At 69.4% G+C, this 24,645-nt stretch carries 18 protein-coding genes; 14 read left to right on the forward strand and 4 right to left on the reverse strand.

Translation table 11 applies throughout. The features are described 5' to 3' along the window. The first annotated feature begins 3 nt into the window (after positions 1–3). From ACZ66Z_RS23895 to ACZ66Z_RS23905, 3 genes are read left to right on the forward strand one after another with little or no spacing between them, the layout of a single operon-like run. Complete coding sequence (locus ACZ66Z_RS23895) at positions 4–552, forward strand: DUF2690 domain-containing protein (protein WP_469937092.1); 549 nt, start codon at positions 4–6, stop codon at positions 550–552. A gap of 8 nt (positions 553–560) precedes the next feature. Next, a complete protein-coding gene (locus ACZ66Z_RS23900; protein ID WP_469937094.1) occupies positions 561–3,551 on the forward strand; it encodes a hypothetical protein in 2,991 nt (996 codons plus the stop codon). A 32-nt stretch (positions 3,552–3,583) separates the two neighbouring features. After that, complete coding sequence (locus ACZ66Z_RS23905; RefSeq protein ID WP_469937096.1) at positions 3,584–4,258, forward strand: hypothetical protein; 675 nt, start codon at positions 3,584–3,586, stop codon at positions 4,256–4,258. A 69-nt stretch (positions 4,259–4,327) separates the two neighbouring features. Here ACZ66Z_RS23905 and ACZ66Z_RS23910 read toward each other — a convergent pair whose 3' ends face one another. The 3 genes from ACZ66Z_RS23910 to ACZ66Z_RS23920 all read right to left on the reverse strand — a co-directional run bounded on the left by ACZ66Z_RS23910 (position 4,328) and on the right by ACZ66Z_RS23920 (position 6,705). Then, positions 4,328–4,651, reverse strand: coding sequence for a hypothetical protein (locus ACZ66Z_RS23910; RefSeq protein WP_469937098.1), 324 nt, complete (start codon positions 4,649–4,651; stop codon positions 4,328–4,330). Between the two features lie 116 nt (positions 4,652–4,767). Next, on the reverse strand, positions 4,768–6,297 hold the full coding sequence (locus tag ACZ66Z_RS23915) for a helix-turn-helix domain-containing protein (RefSeq protein ID WP_469937100.1): 1,530 nt from the start codon (positions 6,295–6,297) through the stop codon (positions 4,768–4,770). 51 nt (positions 6,298–6,348) lie between these two features. Beyond that, a complete protein-coding gene (locus ACZ66Z_RS23920; protein WP_469937102.1) occupies positions 6,349–6,705 on the reverse strand; it encodes a VOC family protein in 357 nt (118 codons plus the stop codon). A gap of 272 nt (positions 6,706–6,977) precedes the next feature. Here ACZ66Z_RS23920 and acnA point away from each other — a divergent pair, with 272 nt between their 5' ends. Next, positions 6,978–9,692 (forward strand): aconitate hydratase AcnA, encoded by a 2,715-nt coding sequence (gene acnA / locus ACZ66Z_RS23925; RefSeq protein WP_469937104.1) that lies wholly within the window; start codon positions 6,978–6,980, stop codon positions 9,690–9,692. A 102-nt stretch (positions 9,693–9,794) separates the two neighbouring features. Here the strand turns inward: acnA and ACZ66Z_RS23930 are convergent, their stop codons facing one another. Then, positions 9,795–10,721, reverse strand: a complete 927-nt coding sequence (locus tag ACZ66Z_RS23930) for an FG-GAP repeat domain-containing protein (protein WP_469937106.1) — start codon at positions 10,719–10,721, stop codon at positions 9,795–9,797. A gap of 528 nt (positions 10,722–11,249) precedes the next feature. On the opposite strand from ACZ66Z_RS23930, the gene ngcE reads away from it, so the two are divergent. The 10 genes from ngcE (at position 11,250) to ACZ66Z_RS23980 (ending at position 24,576) form a co-directional block, all read left to right on the forward strand. After that, the gene (gene ngcE, locus ACZ66Z_RS23935; RefSeq protein ID WP_469937108.1) at positions 11,250–12,695 is read left to right on the forward strand and encodes an N-acetylglucosamine/diacetylchitobiose ABC transporter substrate-binding protein; all 1,446 of its coding nucleotides are present in this window, start codon (positions 11,250–11,252) and stop codon (positions 12,693–12,695) included. Positions 12,696–12,811: 116 nt separating this feature from the next. Beyond that, on the forward strand, positions 12,812–13,741 hold the full coding sequence (locus ACZ66Z_RS23940; protein ID WP_469937110.1) for a carbohydrate ABC transporter permease: 930 nt from the start codon (positions 12,812–12,814) through the stop codon (positions 13,739–13,741). Next, positions 13,741–14,679 carry a carbohydrate ABC transporter permease gene (locus ACZ66Z_RS23945; RefSeq protein ID WP_469937112.1) on the forward strand — a complete coding sequence of 313 codons (939 nt, stop codon included), beginning with the start codon at positions 13,741–13,743 and terminating at the stop codon, positions 14,677–14,679. Before ACZ66Z_RS23940 ends, ACZ66Z_RS23945 begins: the two co-directional genes overlap by 1 nt. Positions 14,680–14,839: 160 nt before the next feature. After that, a complete protein-coding gene (locus ACZ66Z_RS23950) occupies positions 14,840–16,051 on the forward strand; it encodes an ROK family transcriptional regulator (protein ID WP_469937114.1) in 1,212 nt (403 codons plus the stop codon). Positions 16,052–16,173: 122 nt separating this feature from the next. Continuing rightward, on the forward strand, positions 16,174–17,238 hold the full coding sequence (locus ACZ66Z_RS23955) for a sugar ABC transporter substrate-binding protein (RefSeq protein WP_469937116.1): 1,065 nt from the start codon (positions 16,174–16,176) through the stop codon (positions 17,236–17,238). A 278-nt stretch (positions 17,239–17,516) separates the two neighbouring features. After that, on the forward strand, positions 17,517–18,305 hold the full coding sequence (locus tag ACZ66Z_RS23960) for an ATP-binding cassette domain-containing protein (RefSeq protein ID WP_015037000.1): 789 nt from the start codon (positions 17,517–17,519) through the stop codon (positions 18,303–18,305). Continuing rightward, complete coding sequence (locus tag ACZ66Z_RS23965; protein WP_469937118.1) at positions 18,302–19,600, forward strand: sugar ABC transporter permease; 1,299 nt, start codon at positions 18,302–18,304, stop codon at positions 19,598–19,600. Before ACZ66Z_RS23960 ends, ACZ66Z_RS23965 begins: the two co-directional genes overlap by 4 nt. 234 nt (positions 19,601–19,834) lie before the next feature. Continuing rightward, entirely contained in the window at positions 19,835–21,754 is a 1,920-nt protein-coding gene (gene dxs / locus ACZ66Z_RS23970) for a 1-deoxy-D-xylulose-5-phosphate synthase (protein ID WP_469937120.1), read from the forward strand. Between the two features lie 155 nt (positions 21,755–21,909). Next, a complete protein-coding gene (locus tag ACZ66Z_RS23975; RefSeq protein ID WP_469937327.1) occupies positions 21,910–23,388 on the forward strand; it encodes an amino acid permease in 1,479 nt (492 codons plus the stop codon). A gap of 108 nt (positions 23,389–23,496) precedes the next feature. Continuing rightward, the gene (locus tag ACZ66Z_RS23980; protein WP_469937122.1) at positions 23,497–24,576 is read left to right on the forward strand and encodes a PLL family lectin; all 1,080 of its coding nucleotides are present in this window, start codon (positions 23,497–23,499) and stop codon (positions 24,574–24,576) included. The last annotated feature ends 69 nt before the right edge of the window (positions 24,577–24,645 follow it).

The raw sequence follows: 24,645 nt of genomic DNA on the forward strand, positions 1-24,645 counted from the left end.
TGTGTGCACGGCATACGTAGAGGGGCGCCGGCAGCGGTCGCGTTGACGCTGCTGGCGGGATTTTTCCAGGGAATTCAGGCGTCCCCGGCGGCCGCGACCGGCTGCTGGCGGGCCGCCTGCTCGGGCAAGGACCCCATCCAGATGGGATGCGACGCCGACGCCGAGATCCTTCAGCAGGTGACCGAGGCGGACGGGTCGGTCGCGGTGCGGCTGATGTGGTCGCCGGAGTGCCAGGGAGTCTGGGCGAAGGTCTCGCGCGACCTCGACACGTCGCCCGACTACGTCTACCTGACGCTCTGGACGACCGGTGACCCCGACGGCGGCATCGAGACCTACGACACGTCGGGCCTGCTCGGAACCGGTGTGGCGGGCGCCTACACCCCGATGCGGAACTGGAAGAGCACGACGGCGAAGGCGTGCTGGAACGACGTCAACGCCCAGTTCGACCCCGCGCCGATGAAGTACGTCATCCAGGACCCCTCCGCCACCGGGGACAAGCCGGTCGACGCGAGCCTTCCGACGCTGCACGGCAGCTGCACGGACTGGATGTGAGGAAGACGATGCGCACACGACGCCTTGGACGGTACTTCCTCACGAACCCGCTGCTCGCCCTGAGCGTGGTGGCGGCTTCCGCCGCCCTCGTCCCCCTGGCCTCGGCGGAGGCCACGGTGGCCCCCGCCGCCGCGGACGGCACGACGCCCCGTCTGTTCTCCACCCCCGGCAAGGACCTGGGAGCGGAGTACGCCTCCTCGTCGGACGCGATCGTGCAGGCCACCGGCGACGCCGAAGGACTGCACATCCTCGCGGCAAAGGAGAGCGACGGGTTCTCCTTCTACGAGATCGCCCGCCTCGACCGCAAGGAACTGTCCGACATCGGCCCGTGGACGGGCTACGTCTGCACCACGGGTTCCGGGAACTACGCGGCGGCGGTCTACGCCCCGTCGGTCTGGTCCAACCAGCCCGGCGCGTACGAGCGCGGCGCCTTCGCGGCCGTCGTCCGGCTCTCCGACGGCAAGGTCACCGAGCTGCCCGACCGGGTCAAGCTGGCCTACTTCACGCCGGGTTGCGGCACGGGCGACGAGGTGGCGTTCACCTCCAGCTCGGCCACCGACACCGACGCCGGCGCGACGACGGTGATCTCCGTCGACGCGACCACGGGATCGGTCTCCTCCCGCCGCACGGTCGACGGCTACCTGACCCACGTCACGCCCACGCGGCAGGGATCCGTCGGCGTGCTCGACGGCAACCTCGTGGACCTCAAGGGCGCCGGCAAGAAGCTGACCGCCGGCAAGCTCGCCGCGCTGCCCGGCCCGATGTTCGCCCTGACCGCCTCGAAGGACGGCGTGGACGTCGGCACGGTCGACGGCGAGAAGAGCGTCATCTCCCACTTCGACGGCAAGGGCTTCACCGAGCTGGGCCGCGCCCCGAAGGGGAAGGTCAAGCTCCTCCCCGTCGCCGACGGCACCGCGGTGGTCGGCGACGTCAAGGGGATCGACACCGGCAAGGCCCCGGGGCTCGCCAAGCACGCCGTCGAAGGCCGCGTGGCCGGGATCTCCCGCCAGGGCCACCTGGTGACCCACTCGGTGTTCTCCGAGCAGATGAAGGGCGTCACCTCGCGCGTCGGCGCGGCCTCGGCCGAGGGCGCCGGATCGCTGACCGTCCGGGCGACCGCGCTCAGGACCGGCACCGAGGCCACCGAGCGCGTGGACGCCGACCGGAAGCGGCCGAAGCAGGACTCCTCGCTGCCGATGGGCCCGGCCGCGTTCGCCCTGCCCCTCGACGACGACGACGATCCGGCGAACTGCGGCGAGGGCGACGCCGAGACGAAGTGCCTCTCCGGATACGGCGCGCCCGTCTGGGGCAAGGTCGGCACGATGGAGACCCCGTGCATCGTCCGGCGCAACGACCCCAAGCGCCAGGCGCTCCAGGCCAGCGCGAACCAGGTCGAGTGGGCGGTCGACCAGGCCGTCCACGGCCGGCTGTACGTCTCGCGCCCGCAGAACTGGCACGACACCGGCCTCGCCGCGTACACCCCGCAGGGCCTGTTCCCGAAGCCGGCGCTGACCGGCGGAGGTGAGATCCCGGCGCAGGTCATGCTGGGCATCCTCGCCCAGGAGTCCAACTTCAAGCAGGCTTCCTGGCACTCCATGAACGGCGACTCGGGCAACGTCACCCGGTCCGACTGGTTCGGGAACCTGAACGGCACCCACGGCTACCCCAACCGCGAGAAGGCCGACTGCGGCTACGGCATCGCCCAGGTGACGACCGGCATGTCGGAGAAGCACGACACCCAGCTCGACCCCCTGCGGGCCGGTGCCGTCACCACGGACTACGCCGCGAACATCGCCGCCGGTCTCGGCATCCTGGCCGAGAAGTGGAACCAGCTCAAGGCCCTGGGCATGAAGGCCAACTCGGGCGACCCGGCCTACATCGAGAACTGGTACATGGCGCTCTGGGGCTACAACTCCGGTGTCTACACCTCCGGTTCCGTCGGCCTCGGCTTCTTCAACAACCCGGTCAACCCGAGCTACCCGGCCGACCGGCAGCCCTTCCTCCGCTACAGCTACGACGACGCCTCCCGCCCCGGCGAGTGGAACTACTCGGAGAAGATCCTCGGCTGGGCGGAGACGCCCCAGATGACGTGGAACTCCGAGGAGTCGTACTCCGAGCCGGACATGCCGATGGGCGTCATCAAGATCCCGCCGCGCACCCTGTTCTGCTCGCCGTCCATCAACGCGTGCACCCCGACCGCGGCCGACCCGTGCCCGACCTGGGACGACCAGTGCCGCTGGAGCGGCACCGCGGACTGGATGGGCGTGCAGAACACCGACAACTCCACCACGGAGAAGCTCAGCTACTCGCTCGGATCGGGTGAACCCGCGCTCCAGAGCAAGTACGGCCACGGCCCGTGCATCGACCACCCGAGCGTCTACACCAACGCCATCATCGTCGACGACCTCGGGGAGCACGAGGAGACCTACGGCTGCGGGGACTTCGAGGGCGCCGACGACGGCAAGTTCACCCTCCAGCTCGGCGACAACGTCACCACGCTGAGGGACGACGGCACCTTCCGCGCCAGCCCGTACATCGCCGGGCTCGACCTGCACCAGCTCGGCGCCGGGTACGACCACCACGTCTACTTCACGCACAGCTACCCGTACACCGAACCGTTCCACAAGGTCACCGGCCGGTGGCAGGTCAACCAGGAGAAGCTCCCCTCCGGGGACCAGCCCGGACAGCGGTACAAGATCTACCTCCACCTGCCCAGCCACGGCGCGGAGGCGGTCGTCCGGTACGACTTCATCCCGGGTGACAACACGGCGGGCGCCAAGCCCGACTACTGCAACGTGAACCAGGGAACCCGTGCCGCGGGCGCGGACACCTGGTTCGAGATGGGCACCTTCAGCTTCTGGAAGGGAGGACGGATCGAGATGGACAACATCCAGAAGGGCGGCACCGGCGACGACAACGTGGTGTTCGACGCCATCGCCTTCGTTCCGTACAACTACGCCGAGCCCGGTCCGTGCGGTCTCGTCGACGGTGGCCTGTGATCCGCGCCGCCTTCCGTGTTCCCGTCGTGCTGATGACGGTCGTCGTCGGCGCGGCGGGAGCCGCCGCCTGCAGCCGGACCGGCCCCGGGACGACCGCGGAGTCCGAGCGTCCGAAGGCCACGGCCACGGCCACGGCCCCGAGGCCCGGGCCGACCACGACGGGGCGGACCGCTCCGCGCACCGCCGATCTGCCGCAGCACGCGGTGGCCGGTGACGAGCGGCCCAGCTTCGGCGCGGCGGGCACGATGGACACCGGATACACCGGAAAGGAATTCCTCGCGGGGCTCGCGGAGGACTGGAAGCTGAAGCTGGACGAGCCCGTCGAGCAGGAGATGCCCGACGGGAAGAAGAAGACCTACGTCCACGGGCGCGGTGGAGGCGGGACGGCGGTGTCGGCCGGATACGCCGACCACGAGAACATGTCCTCGCTTCTGTGCAGGACCGGCACGAAGCGCTCCGAGGACTTCGCCTTCCTCACCGCCTGCACCCGGCTCGACGTCGCGGGAATCGATCACACCAAGGCTTCCTCGTGGCTCGACCGGGCGAGGAAGGAGACCGATTCCCTGTACGGGAAGAAGGTCGCCGAGACCGGGAACGACAAGGAGTACGTCGTCAGCGGGGTCTTCACCTCGGGTCCCGTGGTGATGGTGCTGCACCGGGCGTACGACACGTACTCGCTGAGGATCCTCGGCGGCGCGGTGGCGTAGCCCACGGAACACGAAGGTCCCCGCCGGTGACGGCGGGGACCTTCGTCGCGTGAACGCGCCGGACGGGGGTCAGCAGATGAGTTCCGCGGTCTTCTGCTTGTAGTCCCGCATCTCGTCGGCCTCGTAGCCCGCCTTCCTCAGGCTCTCCATCAGCGCCGCGGTGTCGCCGCAGAGCCGGGGGAGCTGCTCGTCGAGGTAGGACTTGACGCCGTCGGCCGGCAGCCGTTCCCACTTCTCCCTGACGTCCCGGTCCTTCTCGTGCGCGTGGGAGAACTCGACCCATTCCTTTTCGCGGTCCGTCAGACGGGACGTGTCGACAGAGGTGCTCTTCCCCCCGCACGAGGCGACCACGAGAACGCAGGCCACCACGAGACAAATGCGCGCTTTCTTCACGGTGCTCTCTTTCGAACGGATCCGAGAGGCGCATTGTAGGGAGCCGCCGGAGGCCGTGGCCGCCGGACGGAGCGCGGAGGTGACGGGGCCGGTGGCGGAGCCCGTCGATCCGGGACCTAGATGTCCCGGAAGATCTCGATCTGCGCGCCGATCGAGTTGAGGCGCTCCGCGAGGTCCTCGTAACCGCGGTTGATGACGTACACGTTGCGCAGGACCGAGGTGCCCTCCGCCGCCATCATGGCGAGCAGGACGACCACGGCCGGACGCAGGGCCGGCGGGCACATCATCTCGGCGGCGCGCCAGCGGGTCGGGCCCTCCACGAGGACGCGGTGGGGGTCGAGGAGCTGGAGGCGGCCGCCGAGGCGGTTGAGGTCGGTGAGGTAGATGGCGCGGTTGTCGTAGACCCAGTCGTGGATGAGGGTCTTGCCCTGGGCCGTCGCCGCGATCGCCGCGAAGAAGGGGACGTTGTCGATGTTGAGGCCCGGGAACGGCATCGGGTGGATCTTGTCGATCGGCGCCTCCAGTTTGGAGGGACGGACCGTCAGGTCGACCAGGCGGGTGCGGCCGTTGTCCGCGGGGTACTCCGCCGAGCGGTCGTGGTCGAGGCCCATCTCCTCCAGGACGGCGAGCTCGATCTCCATGAACTCGACGGGGACCCGGCGGATGGTCAGTTCCGACTCCGTCACCACGGCCGCGGCGAGCAGGCTCATCGCCTCGACCGGGTCCTCGGAGGGGGAGTAGTCGACGTCCGCGTCGATCCGCGGCACGCCGTGCACGGTCAGGGTGGTGGTGCCGATGCCGTCGACCCGGACGCCGAGGGCCTCCAGGAAGAAGCAGAGGTCCTGGACCATGTAGTTGGAGGAGGCGTTGCGGATGACGGTCACGCCGTCGTGCCGGGCGGCGGCGAGCAGCGCGTTCTCGGTGACGGTGTCCCCGCGCTCGGTCAGGACGATCGGGCGGTCGGGGGAGACGGAGCGGTCGACCTGGGCGTGGTAGATGCCCTCGGTGGCCGTGACCTCCAGTCCGAAGCGGCGCAGCGCGATCATGTGCGGCTCGATCGTGCGCGTACCGAGGTCGCAGCCGCCGGCGTACGGCAGCCTGAAGCGGTCCATGCGGTGCAGCAGCGGTCCGAGGAACATGATGATCGAGCGGGTGCGGATCGCGGCCTCGGCGTCGATGGACTCCATGTCGAGGTCGGCCGGCGGCACGATCTCCAGGTCCACGCCGTCGTTGATCCAGCGGGTGCGGACGCCGATGGAGTTGAGGACCTCCAGGAGCCGGAAGACCTCCTCGATGCGGGCGACCCGGCGCAGGACGGTGCGGCCCTTGTTCAGGAGCGAGGCGCAGAGCAGTGCGACGCAGGCGTTCTTGCTCGTCTTGACGTCGATGGAGCCGGAGAGGCGGCGGCGGCCGACGACCCGGAGGTGCATGGGTCCCGCGTATCCCAGGGACACGATCTCGCTGTCGAGGGCCTCGCCGATCCGGGCGATCATCTCAAGGCTGATGTTCTGGTTGCCGCGCTCGATCCGGTTGACGGCGCTCTGGCTCGTGGCCAGCGCTTCGGCGAGCTGCGTCTGTGTCCAGCCGCGGTGTTGCCGGGCGTCACGGATGAGCTTGCCGATGCGTACGAGGTAGTCGTCTGCCATGGCGTCACGTTATCTCAGATATGAGATGTGACCTGTCATTGGGGTAGGCCGTCAGGGTGAATCGTCGTGCGCGGTCGGGTGGCGCGGTTCGTACAGGGGGAGTTCGGTGCCGCTCGGCAGCCGGACGGCGGCGAGCAGGCCCCAGCCCTGGTCGGTGATGGCCCGTGAGATCTCCGCGCCCCGGTCCTCCAGGGTCGTCAGGGTGCGGGTGAGGTCGTCGCACATGAAGTACACCTCGTGCTGCGGCTCGCCCGTCGTGGGGTGCACGGCGATCTCGGCGGGCGGCAGCCGGAAGATGAGCCACCCCCCTCCGGCGTCCACGTGCGCGAAGCCGACGACGTCCTTGAGGAAGGCCCGGTCGGCCTCCGCGTCCCGGGTGTAGAGAACCACGTGCGCGCCGCTGATCATGGATCGATCGTCGGCCGGGGCGCCCGCCGCGGCAATCGGACCGCACCCGTTCGGGGCGGGGCCTCCCGGGCGGGTGCGGATCCGTGGCCTGCCGGGCATGACCGGGCGGCGGTGATGTACTAGAGTTATCTCGACATCGAGATATCTGCCGAGGCGCACCGCTGCCGCCACCCTGGTAAGGGTTACCTAACTTAGCCTTACCTCAGCGGATCGACGACGTGTACGTGGCGGCAGGATGTGGTGGAACGCGCACATATATGAAGGAGACTGTCGTGTCGGCGAACAGCTTCGACGCCCGCAGCACGCTGCGCGTGGGCGACGAGTCGTACGAGATCTTCAAGCTGGACAAGGTCGAGGGCTCCGCGCGCCTCCCTTACAGCCTGAAGGTCCTCCTGGAGAACCTGCTCCGCACCGAGGACGGCGCGAACATCACCGCCGACCACATCCGGGCCCTCGGCAACTGGGACTCGCAGGCTCAGCCGAGCCAGGAGATCCAGTTCACGCCCGCCCGCGTGATCATGCAGGACTTCACCGGTGTGCCCTGTGTCGTCGACCTCGCCACCATGCGCGAGGCCGTCAAGGAGCTCGGCGGCGACCCGGCGAAGATCAACCCGCTGGCCCCGGCCGAGCTGGTCATCGACCACTCGGTCATCGCCGACAAGTTCGGCACCAAGGACGCCTTCGGCCAGAACGTCGAGCTGGAGTACGGCCGCAACAAGGAGCGCTACCAGTTCCTGCGCTGGGGCCAGACCGCCTTCGACGAGTTCAAGGTCGTCCCGCCCGGCACCGGCATCGTCCATCAGGTGAACATCGAGCACCTGGCCCGCACGGTCATGGTCCGCAACGGCCAGGCCTACCCCGACACCCTCGTCGGCACCGACTCGCACACCACCATGGTCAACGGCCTCGGCGTGCTCGGCTGGGGCGTCGGCGGCATCGAGGCCGAGGCCGCGATGCTCGGCCAGCCGGTCTCCATGCTCATCCCGCGCGTCGTCGGCTTCAAGCTGACCGGTGAGCTGCCCGCCGGCACCACCGCCACCGACCTGGTGCTGACCATCACCGAGATGCTGCGCAAGCACGGTGTCGTCGGCAAGTTCGTCGAGTTCTACGGCGAGGGCGTCGCCGCCACCTCGCTCGCCAACCGCGCCACCATCGGCAACATGTCGCCGGAGTTCGGTTCCACCGCCGCGGTCTTCCCGATCGACGACGAGACCCTGAACTACCTCAAGCTCACCGGCCGCTCCGAGCAGCAGGTCGCGCTCGTCGAGGCGTACGCCAAGGAGCAGGGCCTCTGGCTGGACCCGAAGGCCGAGCCGGACTTCTCCGAGAAGCTGGAGCTCGACCTCTCCACCGTCGTCCCGTCGATCGCCGGCCCGAAGCGCCCGCAGGACCGCATCGTCCTCGCGAACGCCGCCGAGCAGTTCAAGCAGGACGTCCGCAACTACGTCGACATGGTCGACGAGGCGGGCCAGGAGTCCTTCCCGGCCTCCGACGCCCCGGCCGTCACCAACGGCGTCCCGTCGAACCCGGTCGAGGTCACCGCCCCCGACGGCTCGACCTACACCCTCGACCACGGTGCGGTGACGGTCGCGGCCATCACCTCCTGCACCAACACGTCGAACCCGTACGTGATGGTCGCCGCCGCGCTCGTCGCGAAGAAGGCCGTCGAGAAGGGCCTGACCCGCAAGCCGTGGGTCAAGACCACCCTCGCCCCGGGCTCGAAGGTCGTCACCGACTACTTCGACAAGGCGGGCCTCACCCCGTACCTCGACAAGGTCGGCTTCAACCTCGTCGGCTACGGCTGCACCACCTGCATCGGCAACTCCGGCCCGCTGCCGGAGGAGGTCTCCAAGGCCGTCAACGAGCACGACCTGGCCGTGACCTCGGTGCTCTCGGGCAACCGCAACTTCGAGGGTCGCATCAACCCCGACGTCAAGATGAACTACCTGGCCTCCCCGCCGCTGGTCGTCGCGTACGCCCTCGCGGGCTCCATGAAGGTGGACATCACCAAGGACGCGCTCGGCACCGACACCGAGGGCAACCCGGTCTTCCTCAAGGACATCTGGCCCTCCGAGGCCGAGGTCAACGACGTCGTCGCCAACGCCATCGGCGAGGACATGTTCAACAAGTCCTACCAGGACGTCTTCGCGGGCGACGCCCAGTGGCAGGCGCTGCCGATCCCGACCGGCAACACCTTCGAGTGGGACGCCGAGTCGACCTACGTCCGCAAGCCCCCGTACTTCGAGGGCATGACGATGGAGACCACCCCGGTCACCGACATCACCGGTGCCCGCGTGCTCGCCAAGCTGGGCGACTCGGTCACCACCGACCACATCTCCCCGGCCGGCGCCATCAAGGCCGACACCCCGGCCGGCAAGTACCTCACCGAGCACGGTGTGGAGCGTCGTGACTTCAACTCCTACGGCTCGCGCCGAGGCAACCACGAGGTCATGATCCGCGGCACCTTCGCCAACATCCGCCTGCGCAACCAGATCGCGCCGGGCACCGAGGGCGGCTACACCCGCGACTTCACCCAGGCCGACGGCCCGGTGTCGTTCATCTACGACGCCTCGCAGAACTACCAGGCCGCCGGCACCCCGCTGGTCATCCTGGGCGGCAAGGAGTACGGCTCCGGCTCGTCCCGCGACTGGGCCGCCAAGGGCACCGCGCTCCTCGGCGTCAAGGCCGTCATCACCGAGTCGTACGAGCGCATCCACCGCTCGAACCTCATCGGCATGGGCGTCCTGCCGCTCCAGTTCCCGGCCGGCCAGTCGGCCGACTCGCTCGGCCTGACCGGTGAGGAGACCTTCTCCATCACGGGCGTCACGGAGCTGAACGAAGGCACCACGCCGAGCACGGTCAAGGTCACCACCGACACCGGTGTCGAGTTCGACGCGGTCGTCCGCATCGACACCCCCGGCGAGGCGGACTACTACCGCAACGGCGGCATCATGCAGTACGTGCTCCGCAACCTGATCCGAGGCTGACCTCAGCACCGGATTCGGTGGACGGCAAGGGCCCCGCTCCTCGGAAGAGGAGCGGGGCCCTTTCGTTCGTTCACCCGTCCCGCCTCGCGGCGGGAGCGGGGATCAGAACATCAGACGGTAGGTGTTCCAGCCGCTGGTGCCGACGACGGCACGCGGCTTGAACGGCGCGGCGGCGTTGCCGGTGCCGCTGTAGCGGTATAGCTTGCCGGCGGTGTCGCGCGCGAGCAGGTCGCTGCGGCCGTCCCAGTCGAGGTCGCCGATGCCGAGGAGGGTGTTGTACCCGCCCCAGCCGCCGCCGATCTTGGTGCGACCGCCGAACGGCTTCTTGTAGTCGCCCGTGCCCTTGTACAGCCACAGGACGCCCGAGCTGTCGCGGGCGACGATGTCGGCCTTGCCGTCACCGCTCAGGTCGCCGACGCCGGCGATCTGGTTGTAGATGTTCCAGCCGGTGCCGACCTTGTAGCGGCTGGTGAGCTTGCCGTTGCCGTAGCCCAGGTAGAGCCACAGGGTGCCGGACGAGTCGCGGGCGATGATGTCCGCGGCCGCGCCGCCGCCGAGCTGGCCCGGCGAGAGCACCTTGTTGTAGATGTTCCAGCCACTGCCGATGGTGGTGAAGGCGGTGGAGGTGGACTCGCCCGCCGCGTAGGCGAGGGTGCCGCTCGTGTACCAGATCCAGACGTCGTCGGCGACGCCGTCCAGGTCGTTGTCGGCCTGCTGGGCGTTCTTGACGTAGTCCCAGGTGTTGGTGGCGTAGTTGCGGGCGTTGAAGCCGCCGGAGCCGTTCGGCTCGTACCAGTAGAGGGTGCCGCCGGCGACACCGTTCAGGACGCGGACCTCGGCGTCGGCCGAGGCGGCGGTCGTGCCCGCGTCGGCGGCGATCGAGGCGGCGGCGGGCTTCACCGCGCGCGGAGTGGCCGGCGCGTCGGCGGCCATGGCGGCCGTCGACGTGCCCACCAGGGCGGCCGTGATCGCCGCGACCGTGACACGGGACAGGACGCCCGTGCGGTTCAGGCCAGAAGAGTTGGCCACGTAATACTCCAGATCCGTATGAAATGAGGCAGATCCCACCGCATGCCCGTACTGGAGGCAGGGCCGGGCGGGACCTCTATGATCTCGGATCCTTCTCACGAGATCTTCACCGGGCAACTGGTTTGTGACACAACTGTTTCGATGTCGATCGAATGCCCCATTTGCGCGTTTCCTTCCGCGCGCCTTCGGGCGCCTGCCGCTCCGGCCCCGTCCATGGGGTGACCCTGATCCCGTGTCAAGGGCATTGCGTGGCGAATCGTTGGACGAAACGCCGCAGATCCAGCGTGCTTATCCCGGAGGTCTCAACTCGGGAAAGATGGTCGGGGAAACCTGGTTTCGATCTTGCTCCCGTGAAGGGAAGTGGACTATACCTGTCGGCGTCCAGCCAGTCGGAGCAATCCGGCGACGGCCCGACGCGTGCACGACCCGGCTGCAAATGACCGCGGTGGCGGGGCCCTTCGCCTGTGGCGAGTGAGTACGGGCGACCGGTACACCGCCTGAGTCCTGAATGAAGGCGAGGACTTGAGCATGGGATCCACCTCCGCACACCACAGTGAGGGCCTCGGCCGTCGCGATCTGATCAAGCGTTCCGCCGCCATCGGTCTGATCTCGGTGCCGACCATGGGCTTCCTGTCCGCCTGCGCGAGCAGTGACAGCGGTGGGAACGGAAAGGTCGAGAAGGGCACGAAGTCCGACAAGAACCCGCTCGGGGTGAACGAGTCGGCCCCGCTCGATTTCGTCCTCTTCGACGGCGGATTCGGACAGCAGTACGCCAAGGACGCGATCAAGGTCTACGAGACCAGTTATCCCAAGGCGAGCGTCAAGTTCACCCCGACCCAGAAGATCACCACCACGCTGCAGCCGCGCTTCAACGGCGGCACCCCGCCGGACCTCATCGACAACTCCGGCGCCGAGCAGATGGACATGGGCGTCCTCGTCGGCCAGAAGCAGCTGGCGGACCTCACCCCGCTCCTGGACGCGCCGTCCGTCGACGACCCGAGCAAGAAGGTGCGCGACACCCTGCGGCCCGGCATCGTCGAGATGGGCCAGTTCGACGGCGACCCGGTGTGGATCATGTACTACGCCTACACGGTCTACGGCGTCTGGTACTCGCAGAAGCTGCTCGACTCCCTGGACGCGAAGTACCCCGAGACCTGGGACGAGATGCTGGCCGTCTGCGAGAAGGCCAAGAAGAAGGGCATCGCGGGCTGGACGTACGCCGGCAAGTACCCGTACTACGTCCCCTTCTCGCTCTACCCGATGATCGGCAAGGTCGGCGGCCGCGAGGTCCTCGACGCCATCGACAACCTGGAGCCGAAGGCCTGGGAGCACCCCGCGGTCAAGACCTGTTTCGAGGCGTACTACGAGCTCGTCAAGAAGGGCTACATCCTCAAGGGCACCCCCGGCCTCGACCACATCCAGTCGCAGACCGCCTGGACCGAGGGCAAGGCGCTGTTCATCCCGAACGGCTCCTGGGTCGAGAACGAGGCCGCGAAGACCATGCCGGCCGACTTCGGCCTGGCCGTCTCCGCCCCGACCGGCATCGACTCCTCCGACAAGATGCCCTTCGGCACCATCTGGGCCTCCGGCGGCGAGCCCTTCATCGTCCCGGCGAAGGCGAAGAACCTGGAGGGCGGCCTGGAGCAGCTGCGCATCATGCTCAGCGAGGCCTCCTCGAAGAACTTCACGCAGTCCGTGAAGTCCCTGACCGCCTTCAACGGCGGCACCGACGGCATCGAGCTGACCCCGGGCCTCAAGTCCGGCGTCGCCGCCCTGGAGAAGGCCGGCCAGAACGTCGTCAACCCGCGCCTCCAGGACTGGTACGTCGCCCTCCAGAAGGAGAAGATCGGCGTCGCCGGCCTCGGCGAGATGATGGCCGGCCGCGCGACCCCGGCCGAGACGATCAAGAAGATCCAGAAGTACGCCGACGAGGCGGCCAAGGACTCCTCGATCAAGCACTACAAGCACCAGTGAGCAGTGCCGGGGCCCCTTCCCGCCGACCGGGAGCGGGCCCCGGCTCCATGGCGCGCGGCAGCAGCGGCGCGTGGCACCAGCGGCGCGTCTCCGCGGGAAGATCGGGGTCGGTAGGAATGCAACACGGAAAGTACCGTTTCATCGTGGGGTTCCTGGCGGCCCCCCTCGCCCTCTACGTGCTGTTCGTCATCTGGCCGTTCATCCAGTCCATCTACTACTCGTTCACGGACTGGACCGGACTGAGTCCCGAATTCGGGATGGTCGGATTCGACAACTACAGCCGGATGCTGGACGACGAGGTCTTCTGGAAATCGCTCCAGCACAGTCTGACCTTCGCGGTGGTGCTGCCGCTGGTGACCGTGGGGCTCGCGCTCTTCTTCGCCTTCATGCTCAATGTCGGCGGTCGGCGCCGCGGGGGCGCGGCGATCGCGGGCGTGCGCGGTTCCTCCTTCTACAAGATCGTCTATTTCTTCCCGCAGGTGCTGTCGATCGCGATCGTCGCGCTGCTCTTCCAGTTCGCGTACAACCCGAACAGCGGAGCCATCAATTCCGTACTGAAGGCCGTCGGTCTCGACGGCGTCCAGCCGGACTGGCTCGGCGATCCGGACCTCGCCCTCATCTGCGTGATGGTCGTCCTCGTCTGGTCCACGGTCGGATTCTTCGTCGTCCTCTTCTCGGCCGGCATGGCCTCCATTCCGAGGGACTTCTACGAGGCGGCCCTGCTCGACGGCGCGAACCGCTTCACCACGTTCTTCAAGATCACCATGCCGCTGCTCTGGGACACCGTGCAGTCCGGCTGGATCTACATGGGCATCCTCGCGCTCGGCGCGGAATCCTTCGCCGTCGTCCAGATCATGACCGTCGGCCCCAACGGCGGCGGACCCGACTTCTCCACCATCGTCCTTCCGCTGTACGTGTACCAGAAGGCATTCCGGGACGGTCAGGCCGCCTACGCAACGACCATCGGCGTCGCGCTCCTCGTCGTCACGCTGGCCTTCGCGGCCGTCGTGATGAAGGTGGGCCGGCGCGAGCGGCTGGAGTTCTGATGAAGACGACCGACACTGCCACCACCGGCGTCGAGACCCCCGGCTCCCCGGCCGGCCCGGGCCCCGTGGTCACCAAGACGACGGCGCCCGCCCCGCGCAGGACCGCCAAGGCCGAGGGCGCGCCCCTCAACGTCTTCTCGCACGGCGTCCTGATCATCTGGGCGATCATGGTCGTCATGCCGCTGCTCTGGGCGGTCATGACCTCCTTCAAGACCGACAAGGCGATCTTCACCTCCCCCTGGTCGCTGCCCGACAAGCTGCACTTCGAGAACTGGTCGCGCGCCTGGACCGAGGCGCACATGAGCGACTACTTCCTGAACACCCTCCTGGTGGTCGGCGGCTCGCTCGTCGGCACGCTCCTCCTCGGCTCGATGGCGGCCTACGTCCTGGCCCGCTTCGACTTCCCGGGCAACCGCTTCATCTACTTCCTCTTCATCGGGGGAATGAGCTTCCCGGTCATCCTGGCGCTCGTGCCGCTCTTCTACGTGCTCCAGAACATGGCCCTGCTCAACACGCTGCACGGCCTGATCCTGGTCTACATCGCGTACTCGCTGCCGTTCACCGTCTTCTTCCTCACGGCCTTCTTCCGCACCCTGCCGACCTCGGTGGCGGAGGCGGCCTTCGTGGACGGCGCCTCGCACACCCGGACCTTCTTCCAGGTGATGCTGCCGATGGCCAAGCCCGGCCTCATCAGCGTCGGCATCTTCAACTTCCTCGGCCAGTGGAACCAGTACCTGCTGCCGACGGTGCTCAACACCGAGCCGGAGAAGAAGGTGCTCTCCCAGGGCCTCGTCCAGCTGGCCGTCAGCCAGGGCTACAAGGGCGACTGGTCCGGCCTCTTCGCCGGCCTGGTCATGGCGATGCTGCCGGTCCTGGCGGCGTACGTCGTCTTCCAGCGGCAGGTGGTGGCCGGCCTCACCGCCGGCGCCGTGAAGTAACCCCGCCACCGCGTTCCCCGGGCCCTCGGCGCCTCCGCGCCGGGGGCCCGCGCGTCGTGTGACGCTCGCCGTCCGACACTCAAGGTCTTGACGGGGACCAAGCCGAAAGAGTCCCCTTAGAGTTCACATGTTGGAGAAAACGGTGGGAGTGAGTGAGTCGATGGAGACTCCTGGGTCGCAGACGTCTCTGCACAGGGCCAATCTCGAACGGGTCGTCCGGGCGGTGCGCATGGCCGGCTCGCTCACCCAGGCGGAGATCGCCCGGACGACGGGCCTCTCCGCCGCCACGGTCTCCAACATCGTGCGGGAGCTGAAGGACGGCGGCACCGTCGAGGTCACGCCGACGTCCGCCGGGGGCCGCCGGGCCCGCAGCGTCTCGCTCTCCGGCGACGCCGGCATCGTGATCGGGGTGGACTTCGGCCACACCCACCTGCGGGTCGCCGTCGGCAACCTCGCCCACCAGGTGCTCGCCGAGGAGGCCGAGCCGCTCGACGTGGACGGCTCCTCCGCCGAGGGCTTCGACCGTGCCGAGCAGCTGGTCAAGCGGCTGATCCGGGTCACCGGCATCGGCCCCGACAAGGTGATCGGCGTCGGCCTCGGCGTGCCCGGCCCGATCGACGTCTCCTCCGGGACCCTCGGCTCGACCTCGATCCTGCCGGGCTGGAGCGGCATCAACCCCGCCGAGGAGCTCTCCGGCCGGCTCGGGGTCCCCGTGCACGTCGACAACGACGCCAACCTCGGCGCGCTCGGCGAGCTCGTCTGGGGCAGCGGCCGGGGCGTCAAGGACCTCGCCTACATCAAGGTGGCCAGCGGCGTCGGCGCCGGACTCGTCATCGACGGGCGGGTCTACCGGGGGCCCGGCGGCACCGCGGGGGAGATCGGGCACATCACCCTGGACGAGTCGGGCCCCGTCTGCCGCTGCGGCAACCGCGGCTGCCTGGAGACCTTCACCGCCGCGCGGTACGTCCTGCCGCTGCTCCAGCCGAGCCACGGCCCCGACCTGACCATGGAGCGGGTCGTCCAGCTGGCGCGGGAGGGCGACCCCGGCTGCCGCCGGGTGGTCGCCGACGTCGGACGGCACATCGGCAGCGGCATCGCCAACCTCTGCAACCTCCTCAACCCCAGCCGTGTGGTGCTCGGCGGCGACCTCGCCGAGGCCGGTGAGCTGGTCCTCGGGCCCATCAGGGACTCCGTCTCGCGGTACGCGATCCCCAGCGCCGCCCGGCAGCTCTCGCTGGCCCAGGGAGCCCTGGGCGGGCGCGCCGAGGTGCTCGGCGCCCTGGCCCTCGTACTGAGTGAAATGGGTGATTCGACCCTGTTGGAGAGTGCGCTGCCCGCAGCCGCGCCGGTCTCCCGCCTTGCCTTCACTTAGATAACGAACACCGTCGTTGTCATCTCGTTAAGGATTTACTTCTTGACGGCGACGTTGCGGCCGAGTTGACTTCGGGACACCTCGGCCGCACCGTCGCGGCCTCGTCAGGGAGGCAACCCCACATGAACGCAGTGACGCGTCGTGCCGTCATAGCCACGGCCGCGGTCTCGATGGCCCTCTCGATCGCCGCCTGCGGCAAGGCCGGTGGCGACGACAGCGGTGACAAGGGCAGCTCGACCAAGATCGGTCTGCTCCTGCCGGAGAACAAGACCTCGCGCTACGAGGCCCTGGACAAGCCCCAGTTCGAGAAGGCCGTCAAGGCCGCCTGCTCCGACTGCGAGATCGTCTACAACAACGCGGTCTCCGACGTCGTGAAGCAGAAGCAGCAGTTCGACCAGCTGATCGCCGACGGCGTCAAGGTCATCGCCCTCGACCCGGTCGACGCCGCCAAGGCCGAGGGCTGGGTCAAGGACGCGAAGGCCAAGGGCGTCAAGGTCGTCGCGTACGACCGTGCCGTCCCGGGTGCCGACGCCTACGTCAGCCACGACAACAACAAGGTCGGCGAGCTCCAGGGCCAGGCCCTGCTGACCGCGCTCGGCGCGAAGGCCGCCACCGCCAACGTCGTGATGATCAACGGCGACGAGAAGGACCCGAACGCCGCCCTCTTCAAGAAGGGCGCCCACACCGCCCTCGACGGCAAGGTCGGCAAGATCGCCTACGAGGCCTCCGGCGAGTGGGACCCGAAGGTCGCGGGCGAGAAGATGTCCGCCGCGATCTCCTCGGTCGGCAAGGACAAGATCGGCGCCGTCTACTCGGCGAACGACGGCATGGCCGGCGGCATCGTCACCTCCCTCGAGAACGCCGGCGTCAAGGGCATCCCGGTGGGCGGCCAGGACGCCGAGGTCGCGGGCGTCCAGCGCATCATCGCCGGCACCCAGACCTTCACCATCTACAAGTCGCCGCTCCAGCTGGCCCCCGAGGCCGCCAAGTTCGCGGTGAACCTGCTCAAGGGCAAGGACCTCGCCGCCCAGGGGCAGACCGACGGCGTGCCCTCCACGCTCTTCGCCCCGGTCGTGGTCGACAAGACCAACATCCAGTCCACGGTCGTCAAGGACGGCATCTACAAGGCCGCCGACCTCTGCACCGCGGACCTCGCCGCCAAGTGCACCGAGCTGGGCATCAAGTAACCCCGCCCGACCCGGCCGGGCCCCGCGGGGGCCCGCCGGCACGGATCCCGGCGTGAGCCGCCCCCGAAGCGGGCGCCGCACGGCCCCGAGTACAGAGGGTGAAGACCCCCGGTAACAAGGCCGGCGCACGACGCCGGGATCCGCCCCCCGAGCCCGTCCGGCCCCCGGCCGACCCAGACCCCGCTGTCGGTCCGGGGGCCGGACGAGCCCAGCCCCCCTCGAAACTTCGGCGCTGCACCGGCGGCGCGACATGCCGCCGCCCCCGGGCGGCGAAGGAGTTGGTTCACGTGTCCCAGACGCCCGTGCTGGCGTTGCGCGGGATCTTCAAGCGGTTCGGAGCGGTCCAGGTCCTCTCCGGTGTCGATCTCGAAGTCCACGCAGGAGAGGTCGTCGCGCTGGTCGGCGACAACGGAGCGGGAAAGTCCACGCTGGTCAAGACGATCGCCGGTGTGCACCCCATCGACGAGGGCGTCATCGAGTGGGAGGGCGAGCGCGTCGAGATCCAGCGCCCGCACGACTCCCAGAACCTCGGTGTCGCGACCGTCTACCAGGACCTCGCGCTCTGCGACAACCTCGACGTCGTCGCCAACCTGTTCCTCGGCCGCGAGATCAAGAAGGGCGGCGTCCTCGACGAGGTCGCCATGGAGAAGCGGGCCAAGGACCTGCTCTCCACGCTCTCCATCCGCATCCCCAGCGTCCGCATCCCCGTCGCCGCCCTCTCCGGCGGCCAGCGGCAGGTCGTGGCCATCGCCCGCGCCCTGGTCGGCGACCCCAAGATCGTGATCCTGGACGAGCCCACCGCCGCGCTCGGCGTCGAGCAGACCGCGCAGGTCCTCGACCTCGTCGAGCGGCTGCGCGAGCAGGGCCTCGGCGTCATCCTCATCAGCCACAACATGGCCGACGTCAAGGCCGTGGCCGACACCGTGGCCGTGCTGCGCCTCGGCCGCAACAACGGCACCTTCCCGGTGGCCACCACCACGCACGAAGAGATCATCGCCGCGATCACCGGAGCCACGGACAACGCCGTGACCCGCCGCCAGGCCCGCAACGCGGAGGTAGCGAAGTGAGCACGACCCCCAGCACCTCCGAGGACACCGTGCCCGAGCCGCGCGCGGGCGAGGAGGCGCCCCCGGCCGCCGCCGCGGTCCCCGCCGTCGACCCCCGCCTCCTCGTCCGCGAGCAGGGCTTCAAGGGCTACGTCGACGAGTTCAAGCGCAAGATCCGCTCGGGCGAGATCGGCTCGCTGCCCGTCGTCGTCGGCCTGATCGTCATCGGCATCGTCTTCCAGGCCCTCACCGGCAACTTCATCACCTCGTACAACCTCGACCAGATCACCCTGTACGCGGTCGGCCCCGGCATCATGGCCGTCGGCATCGTCTTCGTCCTGCTGCTCGGCGAGATCGACCTCGCCGTCGGCTCCGTGGCGGGTCTGGCCGGCTCGGTCTGGGGCGTGCTCGGCACCGACATGCCCGACGGCCTCGCCATCCTCCTCGGCATCCTGTCCGGCACCCTGATCGGCGCCTTCCACGGCCTGGTCTTCGCCAAGATCGGCGTGCCCGCCTTCGTCGTCACCCTCGCCGGCTTCCTCGGCTGGGCCGGTCTGCAGACCTGGGTGATGGGCGACCGGTCGACCATCTCCACCCCGATCGGCAGCTTCGTCGGCGACCTCACGAAGTACTACTTCTCCGACGTCGCCGCCGCCTACGGCCTCGCCGTCGTCGTGATCGCCGCCTTCTACCTCGCCCAGCTGCGCGACTCCCGCCGCCGCAAGGCCGCCGAGCTGCCGCACCGCCCGCAGAGCGAGATCATCCTGCGCACCGCCGTCCTCGCGGTCCTGGTCCTCGTCGCCGCGTACGGCTTCAACCAGGAGCAGGGCCTGCCGCTCTCCCTGGTGATCTTCCTGGTGATCCTGCTCGCCACCGACTTCGTCCTGCGCCGCACCACGTACGGCCGCCAGGTCTTCGCGGTCGGCGGCGGCATCGAGGCCGCCCGCCGCGCCGGCATCAACGTGTCGTGGATCCGGATCTCGGTCTTCATGATCTCCGGCACGATGGGCGCCGTCGGCGGTCTCTTCCTCGCCTCCGCGACGGGCGGCGCCGACCGCTCCCTCGGCGGCGGCAACCAGCTGATGATGTGCATCGCGGCCGCGGTCATCGGCGGCACGTCCCTGTTCGGCGGACGCGGCAAGGTCTGGTCGGCGCTCCTGGGCATCCTGGTCATCCAGTCGATCGTCCAGGGCCTCAACCAGATGAACCTGTCCTCGAACGCGATCCAGTACATGATCACCGGAGCGGTCCTGCTCATCGCCGTGATCATCGACTCGGTCTCGCGCCGCACGCAGAAGACGGCGGGCCGCGCGTAACCCCCGTCACAACGGCCCGGCACCGGGAAACCGGTGCCGGGCCGCGGTGCGTCCGGACCAGTGCACGCGCGCGTACGGAATCCAGCGCACGCGCGCGTACGGAGCCGTACGGATCAGCGGCTTGTCGGCCGTGCGGGTGACGCCTCACCCCCCGGCCCGATGCCCACGATCCAAGACGGAACATTAGACTCGACAAATCGGCAAGCTCGACCAGCTCAACGCAAGGAGGAACGGGTGGCTCTGCTGACCCGTATCAGGGGACCGCGAGATCTGGACCGGCTCTCCCCGGAACAGCTGGACCAGCTGGCCGACGAGATCAGGACGTTCCTCGTGGACGCCGTCTCCAAGACCGGCGGGCACCTCGGCCCCAACCTCGGTGTGGTCGAGCTGACCATCGCCCTGCACCGGGTGTTCGACTCCCCGAAGGACAAGGTCCTCTGGGACACCGGCCACCAGAGCTACGTCCACAAGCTCCTCACCGGGCGCCAGGACTTCTCGAAGCTCAAGATGAAGGGCGGCCTCTCCGGCTACCCCTCGCAGGCCGAGTCCGAGCACGACGTCATCGAGAACTCGCACGCCTCCACCGTCCTCGGCTGGGCCGACGGCCTGGCCAAGGCGAACGAGGTCCTGAAGAAGGACGACCACGTCGTCGCGGTCATCGGCGACGGCGCCCTCACCGGCGGCATGGCCTGGGAGGCGCTGAACAACATCGCCGCCGCCAAGGACCGCCCGCTCGTCATCGTCGTCAACGACAACGAGCGCTCCTACGCGCCCACCATCGGCGGCCTCGCCAACCACCTGGCCACCCTGCGCACCACCGACGGCTACGAGCGCTTCCTCGCCCGCGGCAAGGACATCCTGGAGCGCACCCCGGTCGTCGGGAAGCCGCTCTACGAGACCCTGCACGGCGCCAAGAAGGGCCTCAAGGACTTCATCGCCCCGCAGGGCATGTTCGAGGACCTCGGCCTCAAGTACGTCGGGCCCATCGACGGCCACGACATCGAGGCCCTGGAGTCCGCCCTCACGCGCGCCAAGCGCTTCGGCGGCCCCGTGATCGTCCACTGCCTGACCGAGAAGGGCCGCGGCTACCAGCCCGCCCTCCAGGACGAGGCCGACCGCTTCCACGCCGTCGGCAAGATCCACCCCGACACCGGCCTGCCCATCGCCTCCTCCGGCGCCGACTGGACCTCGGTCTTCGGCGAGGAGATGGTGGCGCTCGGCAAGGAGCGCGAGGACGTCGTCGCCATCACCGCGGCCATGCTCCAGCCCGTCGGCCTCGACAAGTTCGCCAAGGCCTTCCCCGAGCGGGTCTTCGACGTCGGCATCGCCGAGCAGCACGGCGCGGTCTCCGCGGCCGGCCTCGCCACCGGCGGCCTCCACCCGGTCTTCGCGGTCTACGCGACCTTCCTCAACCGCGCCTTCGACCAGGTCCTGATGGACGTGGCCCTGCACAGGTGCGGCGTCACCTTCGTCCTGGACCGGGCCGGCGTCACCGGCACCGACGGCGCCTCGCACAACGGCATGTGGGACATGTCGATCCTCCAGGTCGTGCCCGGCCTGCGGCTCGCCGCCCCGCGCGACGCCGACCAGGTCCGCGCCCAGCTGCGCGAGGCCGTCGAGGTCACCGACGCCCCGACCGTGGTGCGCTTCTCCAAGGGCGCGGTCGGCCCGGCCGTCCCCGCCCTGCGCCGCGTCGGCGGCATGGACGTGCTCCGCGAGGCCGACAGCGAGCGGCCCGACGTCCTCCTGGTCTCCGTGGGCGCCCTCGCGCCGATGTGCCTGGAGATCGCCGACCTGCTCGACCGGCAGGGCATCTCCACCACCGTCGTCGACCCCCGCTGGGTCAAGCCGGTCGACGAGGCCCTCGCCCCGCTGGCCGAGCGCCACCGGGTCGTCGTCACCGTGGAGGACAACAGCCGCGTCGGCGGCGTCGGCTCCGCCGTCGCCCAGGCGCTGCGCGACGCCGGTGTGGACGTACCGCTGCGTGACTTCGGCATCCCCCCGCGCTTCCTCGACCACGCCTCCCGCGCCGAGGTCCTGGCCGAGATCGGGCTGACCGCCCCGGACGTCGCGCGCCAGGTCACCGGTCTGGTCTCGCGGCTCGACGGACGGTTCGAGAGCAGCGCCCAGGCCGTGGAGCCCGCCCGCGACTGACGGATCGGCGTCACCCGGCGTCACCTTTGGGCCGGTCGGCTCACTCTTCGGAGTGCCGACCGGCCCTTTCGCGTGCATTCTGACCACAGGGCGGGCAGCCCCATGGCAGGGAGGTGGACGTGAGTACGGACCAACAGCCACGCGCCAATACCGGAATGTTCCGGACCAAGTCGGTCGAGCAGTCGATCCGAGACACCGAGGAGCCGGAGCACGCGCTCCGGAAGTCCCTGTCGGCATGGGACCTGACGGTGTTCGGCGTCGGCGTCATCATCGGCACCGGCATCTTCGTCCTCACCGGCAAGGTCGCCAAGGAGAACGCCGGGCCGGCCACCGCCCTCGCCTTCGTCGCCGCCGGCATCGTCTGCGCCCTCGCCGCCCTGTGCTACGCCGAGTTCGCCTCGACGGTGCCGGTGGCGGGATCGGCGTACACCTTCGCGTACGCCTCGATCGGCGAGCTCCCCGCCTGGATCATCGGCTGGGACCTGGTCCTGGAGTTCGCCCTCGGCACGGCGGTGGTCGCCGTCGGCTGGTCCGGGTACGTCAGATCCCTGATGGACAACATCGGCTGGCACCTGCCGGCCGCGCTCGAAGGCCCGGACGTCGGGGGCGGCACCTTCGACATCCTGGCGTTCCTGCTCGTCCTCGTGCTGACCGCCGTCCTCGTCCTGGGCATGAAGCTCTCCGCCCGGATCACCGGGGTCGTCGTCGCGATCAAGGTGACCGTGGTGATGATCGTGATCGTCGCCGGCCTGTTCTTCATCGTCGGCGACAACTACAAGCCCTTCATCCCCCCGGCCGTCACCCCGCCCGGCGGCGGTTCCGGCTGGAGCGAGCCGCTGGTCCAGCTGATCTTCGGCTACGAGCCGACCAACTTCGGCGTCATGGGCATCTTCACCGCCGCCTCCGTCGTCTTCTTCGCCTTCATCGGCTTCGACGTGGTGGCCACCGCCGCGGAGGAGACCAAGCTGCCGCAGCGGGACATGCCCCGGGGCATCCTCGGCTCGCTCTTCATCTGCACCGTGCTGTACGTGGCCGTCGCCCTCGTCGTCACGGGCATGGAGAAATACACCGAGCTGTCCACCAGCGCCCCGCTCGCCGACGCCTTCAAGGCGGTGGGACACCCGTTCTACGCGGGCGTGATCAGCTTCGGCGCCGCCGTCGGCCTCACCACCGTCTGTCTGATCCTGCTGCTCGGCCAGACCCGCGTCTTCTTCGCGATGAGCCGCGACGGCCTGCTGCCGCGCTTCTTCTCGGTCACGCACCCCCGGTTCAGGACCCCGTACCGGCCGACCATCCTGCTCGGTGTGATCATCGCGATCGTCGCCGGCTTCACCAGCATCAACGAACTGGCGACCCTGGTGAACATCGGCACCCTCTTCGCCTTCGTCGTCGTCGCCGTCGGCGTCATGGTGCTCCGCCGCACCCGTCCCGACCTGCCGCGGGCCTTCCGCACCCCCTGGGTGCCCGTGCTGCCGATCCTCTCCATCGCCGCCTCGTTCTGGCTGATGCTCAACCTGCCGGGCGAGACCTGGTTCCGGTTCGCGGTCTGGATGGTGATCGGCCTGGTCGTGTACTTCCTGTACGGGCGCAGTCACAGCCGGCTCGGCCGGGAGGGCCGGGAAGCCCGCTACTGAGCGGGCCGGGGCCGCAGGGCCCCGGGCGCGTCGGGGACGGTCCGGGAGGGCGACTACAGTCGGTTCGTACCCGAACTCCTCCCGACGACCGGAGTGCTGGATCCCCTCATGGCGAATCGATCCCACGCCCCCACCGACCATCCTCACGGCCCCGCCGCCCCCGTGCTCCAGGGCGGCTGGCTGACCAGAGGGGAGGAGGGCCGGTTCAGCGCCTACCTGCCCCGGGACGGCGAGGTGGTGCGCTGGACCGAGGAGCCCGGCGGAGGCTGGAGCGGCCCCGTCTCCCTCGGCGGCGACGGCCTGACCCCCTTCCTCGCCGTCGGCCAGGGCGCCGACCGCTACGTCCACCTCGTCGGCCTGCGGCCGACGGGCGGGGACGAGGGGCACGTCGAGCTGGTGCACGCCGTCCAGTTCCAGACGGGCCGTCCCGCGGCCGCCTGGCGGTCGCTGGGGCACTCGAACGGCAAGGGCCCCTGGACCGGCAACCCCGCCGTCGCCGTGGACGCCCAGGGCCGCGTCTACGCCTTCGTACGGAACGGCGGCGGCGGCCTCAGCGTCCGCGCGCAGAAGGACGCGGGCGGCTGGCACCCCTGGTGGGACCTGATGGGTTCCAAGACCGACCCCTCGCCGGTCGCCGTCACCAACGGCTCCGGCCTCGTCGAGCTGTACAGCTCGCACGCCAAGGGCCTCGTCCGCTACGTCCAGCGCGAGGCCGGGGCGAAGCCGGTCCGCGAGGAGCTCCTGCCCGCCTCGGTGACCATGGGCACCCTCGCCGCCGTCACCGGGCCCTCCGGGCACGTGACGGCCTTCTACCTCGACCAGGAGGGCCAGATCACCGCCTGGTCGCCGGAGCGCTCGCTGCGGCCGACGCCGCTGGGCAAGGCCGTCGGCACCGGCCGGCCGGCCGTCACCCGCTGCCTCATCGACGGCTTCGACTGCACGGTCCTCGCCCAGCAGTCCGAGGACGGCCGGCTCGCCCTCGCCGCCTACCCCAGCGAGCAGGAGGCGGAGGGCCTGAACTGGTCGGAGACGGGGGAGCGGCACGGGAACCTGGACGCCGTCCTCACCCGGGGCCTCGACGGCGGTCTGGTCGCGATGGCCGTCGCCGACGGACGCGCGCCGGTCACCACCCGTCAGAAGGTGGGGGCCGAGGGGCTGCTGCTCGAAGGCTGGCGCTCCATAGGGTGAGCCCGCCCGCGACACGGGAACGGCCCCGGCACCTGTGCGAGGTGCCGGGGCCGTCCGTCGTGACGCCCT

It is taken from the genome of Streptomyces sp. NPDC107498 (assembly GCF_055582805.1).

Bases quoted from the DNA above. Each gene is read 5' to 3' on its own strand.
- ACZ66Z_RS23900 (WP_469937094.1), top strand. From the start codon at position 561: ATGCGCACACGACGCCTTGGACGGTACTTCCTCACGAACCCGCTGCTC.
- ACZ66Z_RS23905 (WP_469937096.1), top strand. From the start codon at position 3,584: ATGACGGTCGTCGTCGGCGCGGCGGGAGCCGCCGCCTGCAGCCGGACC.
- ACZ66Z_RS23915 (WP_469937100.1), bottom strand. From the start codon at position 6,297: ATGGCAGACGACTACCTCGTACGCATCGGCAAGCTCATCCGTGACGCC.
- ACZ66Z_RS23920 (WP_469937102.1), bottom strand. From the start codon at position 6,705: ATGATCAGCGGCGCGCACGTGGTTCTCTACACCCGGGACGCGGAGGCC.
- ngcE (WP_469937108.1), top strand. From the start codon at position 11,250: ATGGGATCCACCTCCGCACACCACAGTGAGGGCCTCGGCCGTCGCGAT.
- ACZ66Z_RS23940 (WP_469937110.1), top strand. From the start codon at position 12,812: ATGCAACACGGAAAGTACCGTTTCATCGTGGGGTTCCTGGCGGCCCCC.
- ACZ66Z_RS23945 (WP_469937112.1), top strand. From the start codon at position 13,741: ATGAAGACGACCGACACTGCCACCACCGGCGTCGAGACCCCCGGCTCC.
- ACZ66Z_RS23950 (WP_469937114.1), top strand. From the start codon at position 14,840: ATGGAGACTCCTGGGTCGCAGACGTCTCTGCACAGGGCCAATCTCGAA.
- ACZ66Z_RS23955 (WP_469937116.1), top strand. From the start codon at position 16,174: ATGAACGCAGTGACGCGTCGTGCCGTCATAGCCACGGCCGCGGTCTCG.
- ACZ66Z_RS23975 (WP_469937327.1), top strand. From the start codon at position 21,910: ATGTTCCGGACCAAGTCGGTCGAGCAGTCGATCCGAGACACCGAGGAG.
- ACZ66Z_RS23980 (WP_469937122.1), top strand. From the start codon at position 23,497: ATGGCGAATCGATCCCACGCCCCCACCGACCATCCTCACGGCCCCGCC.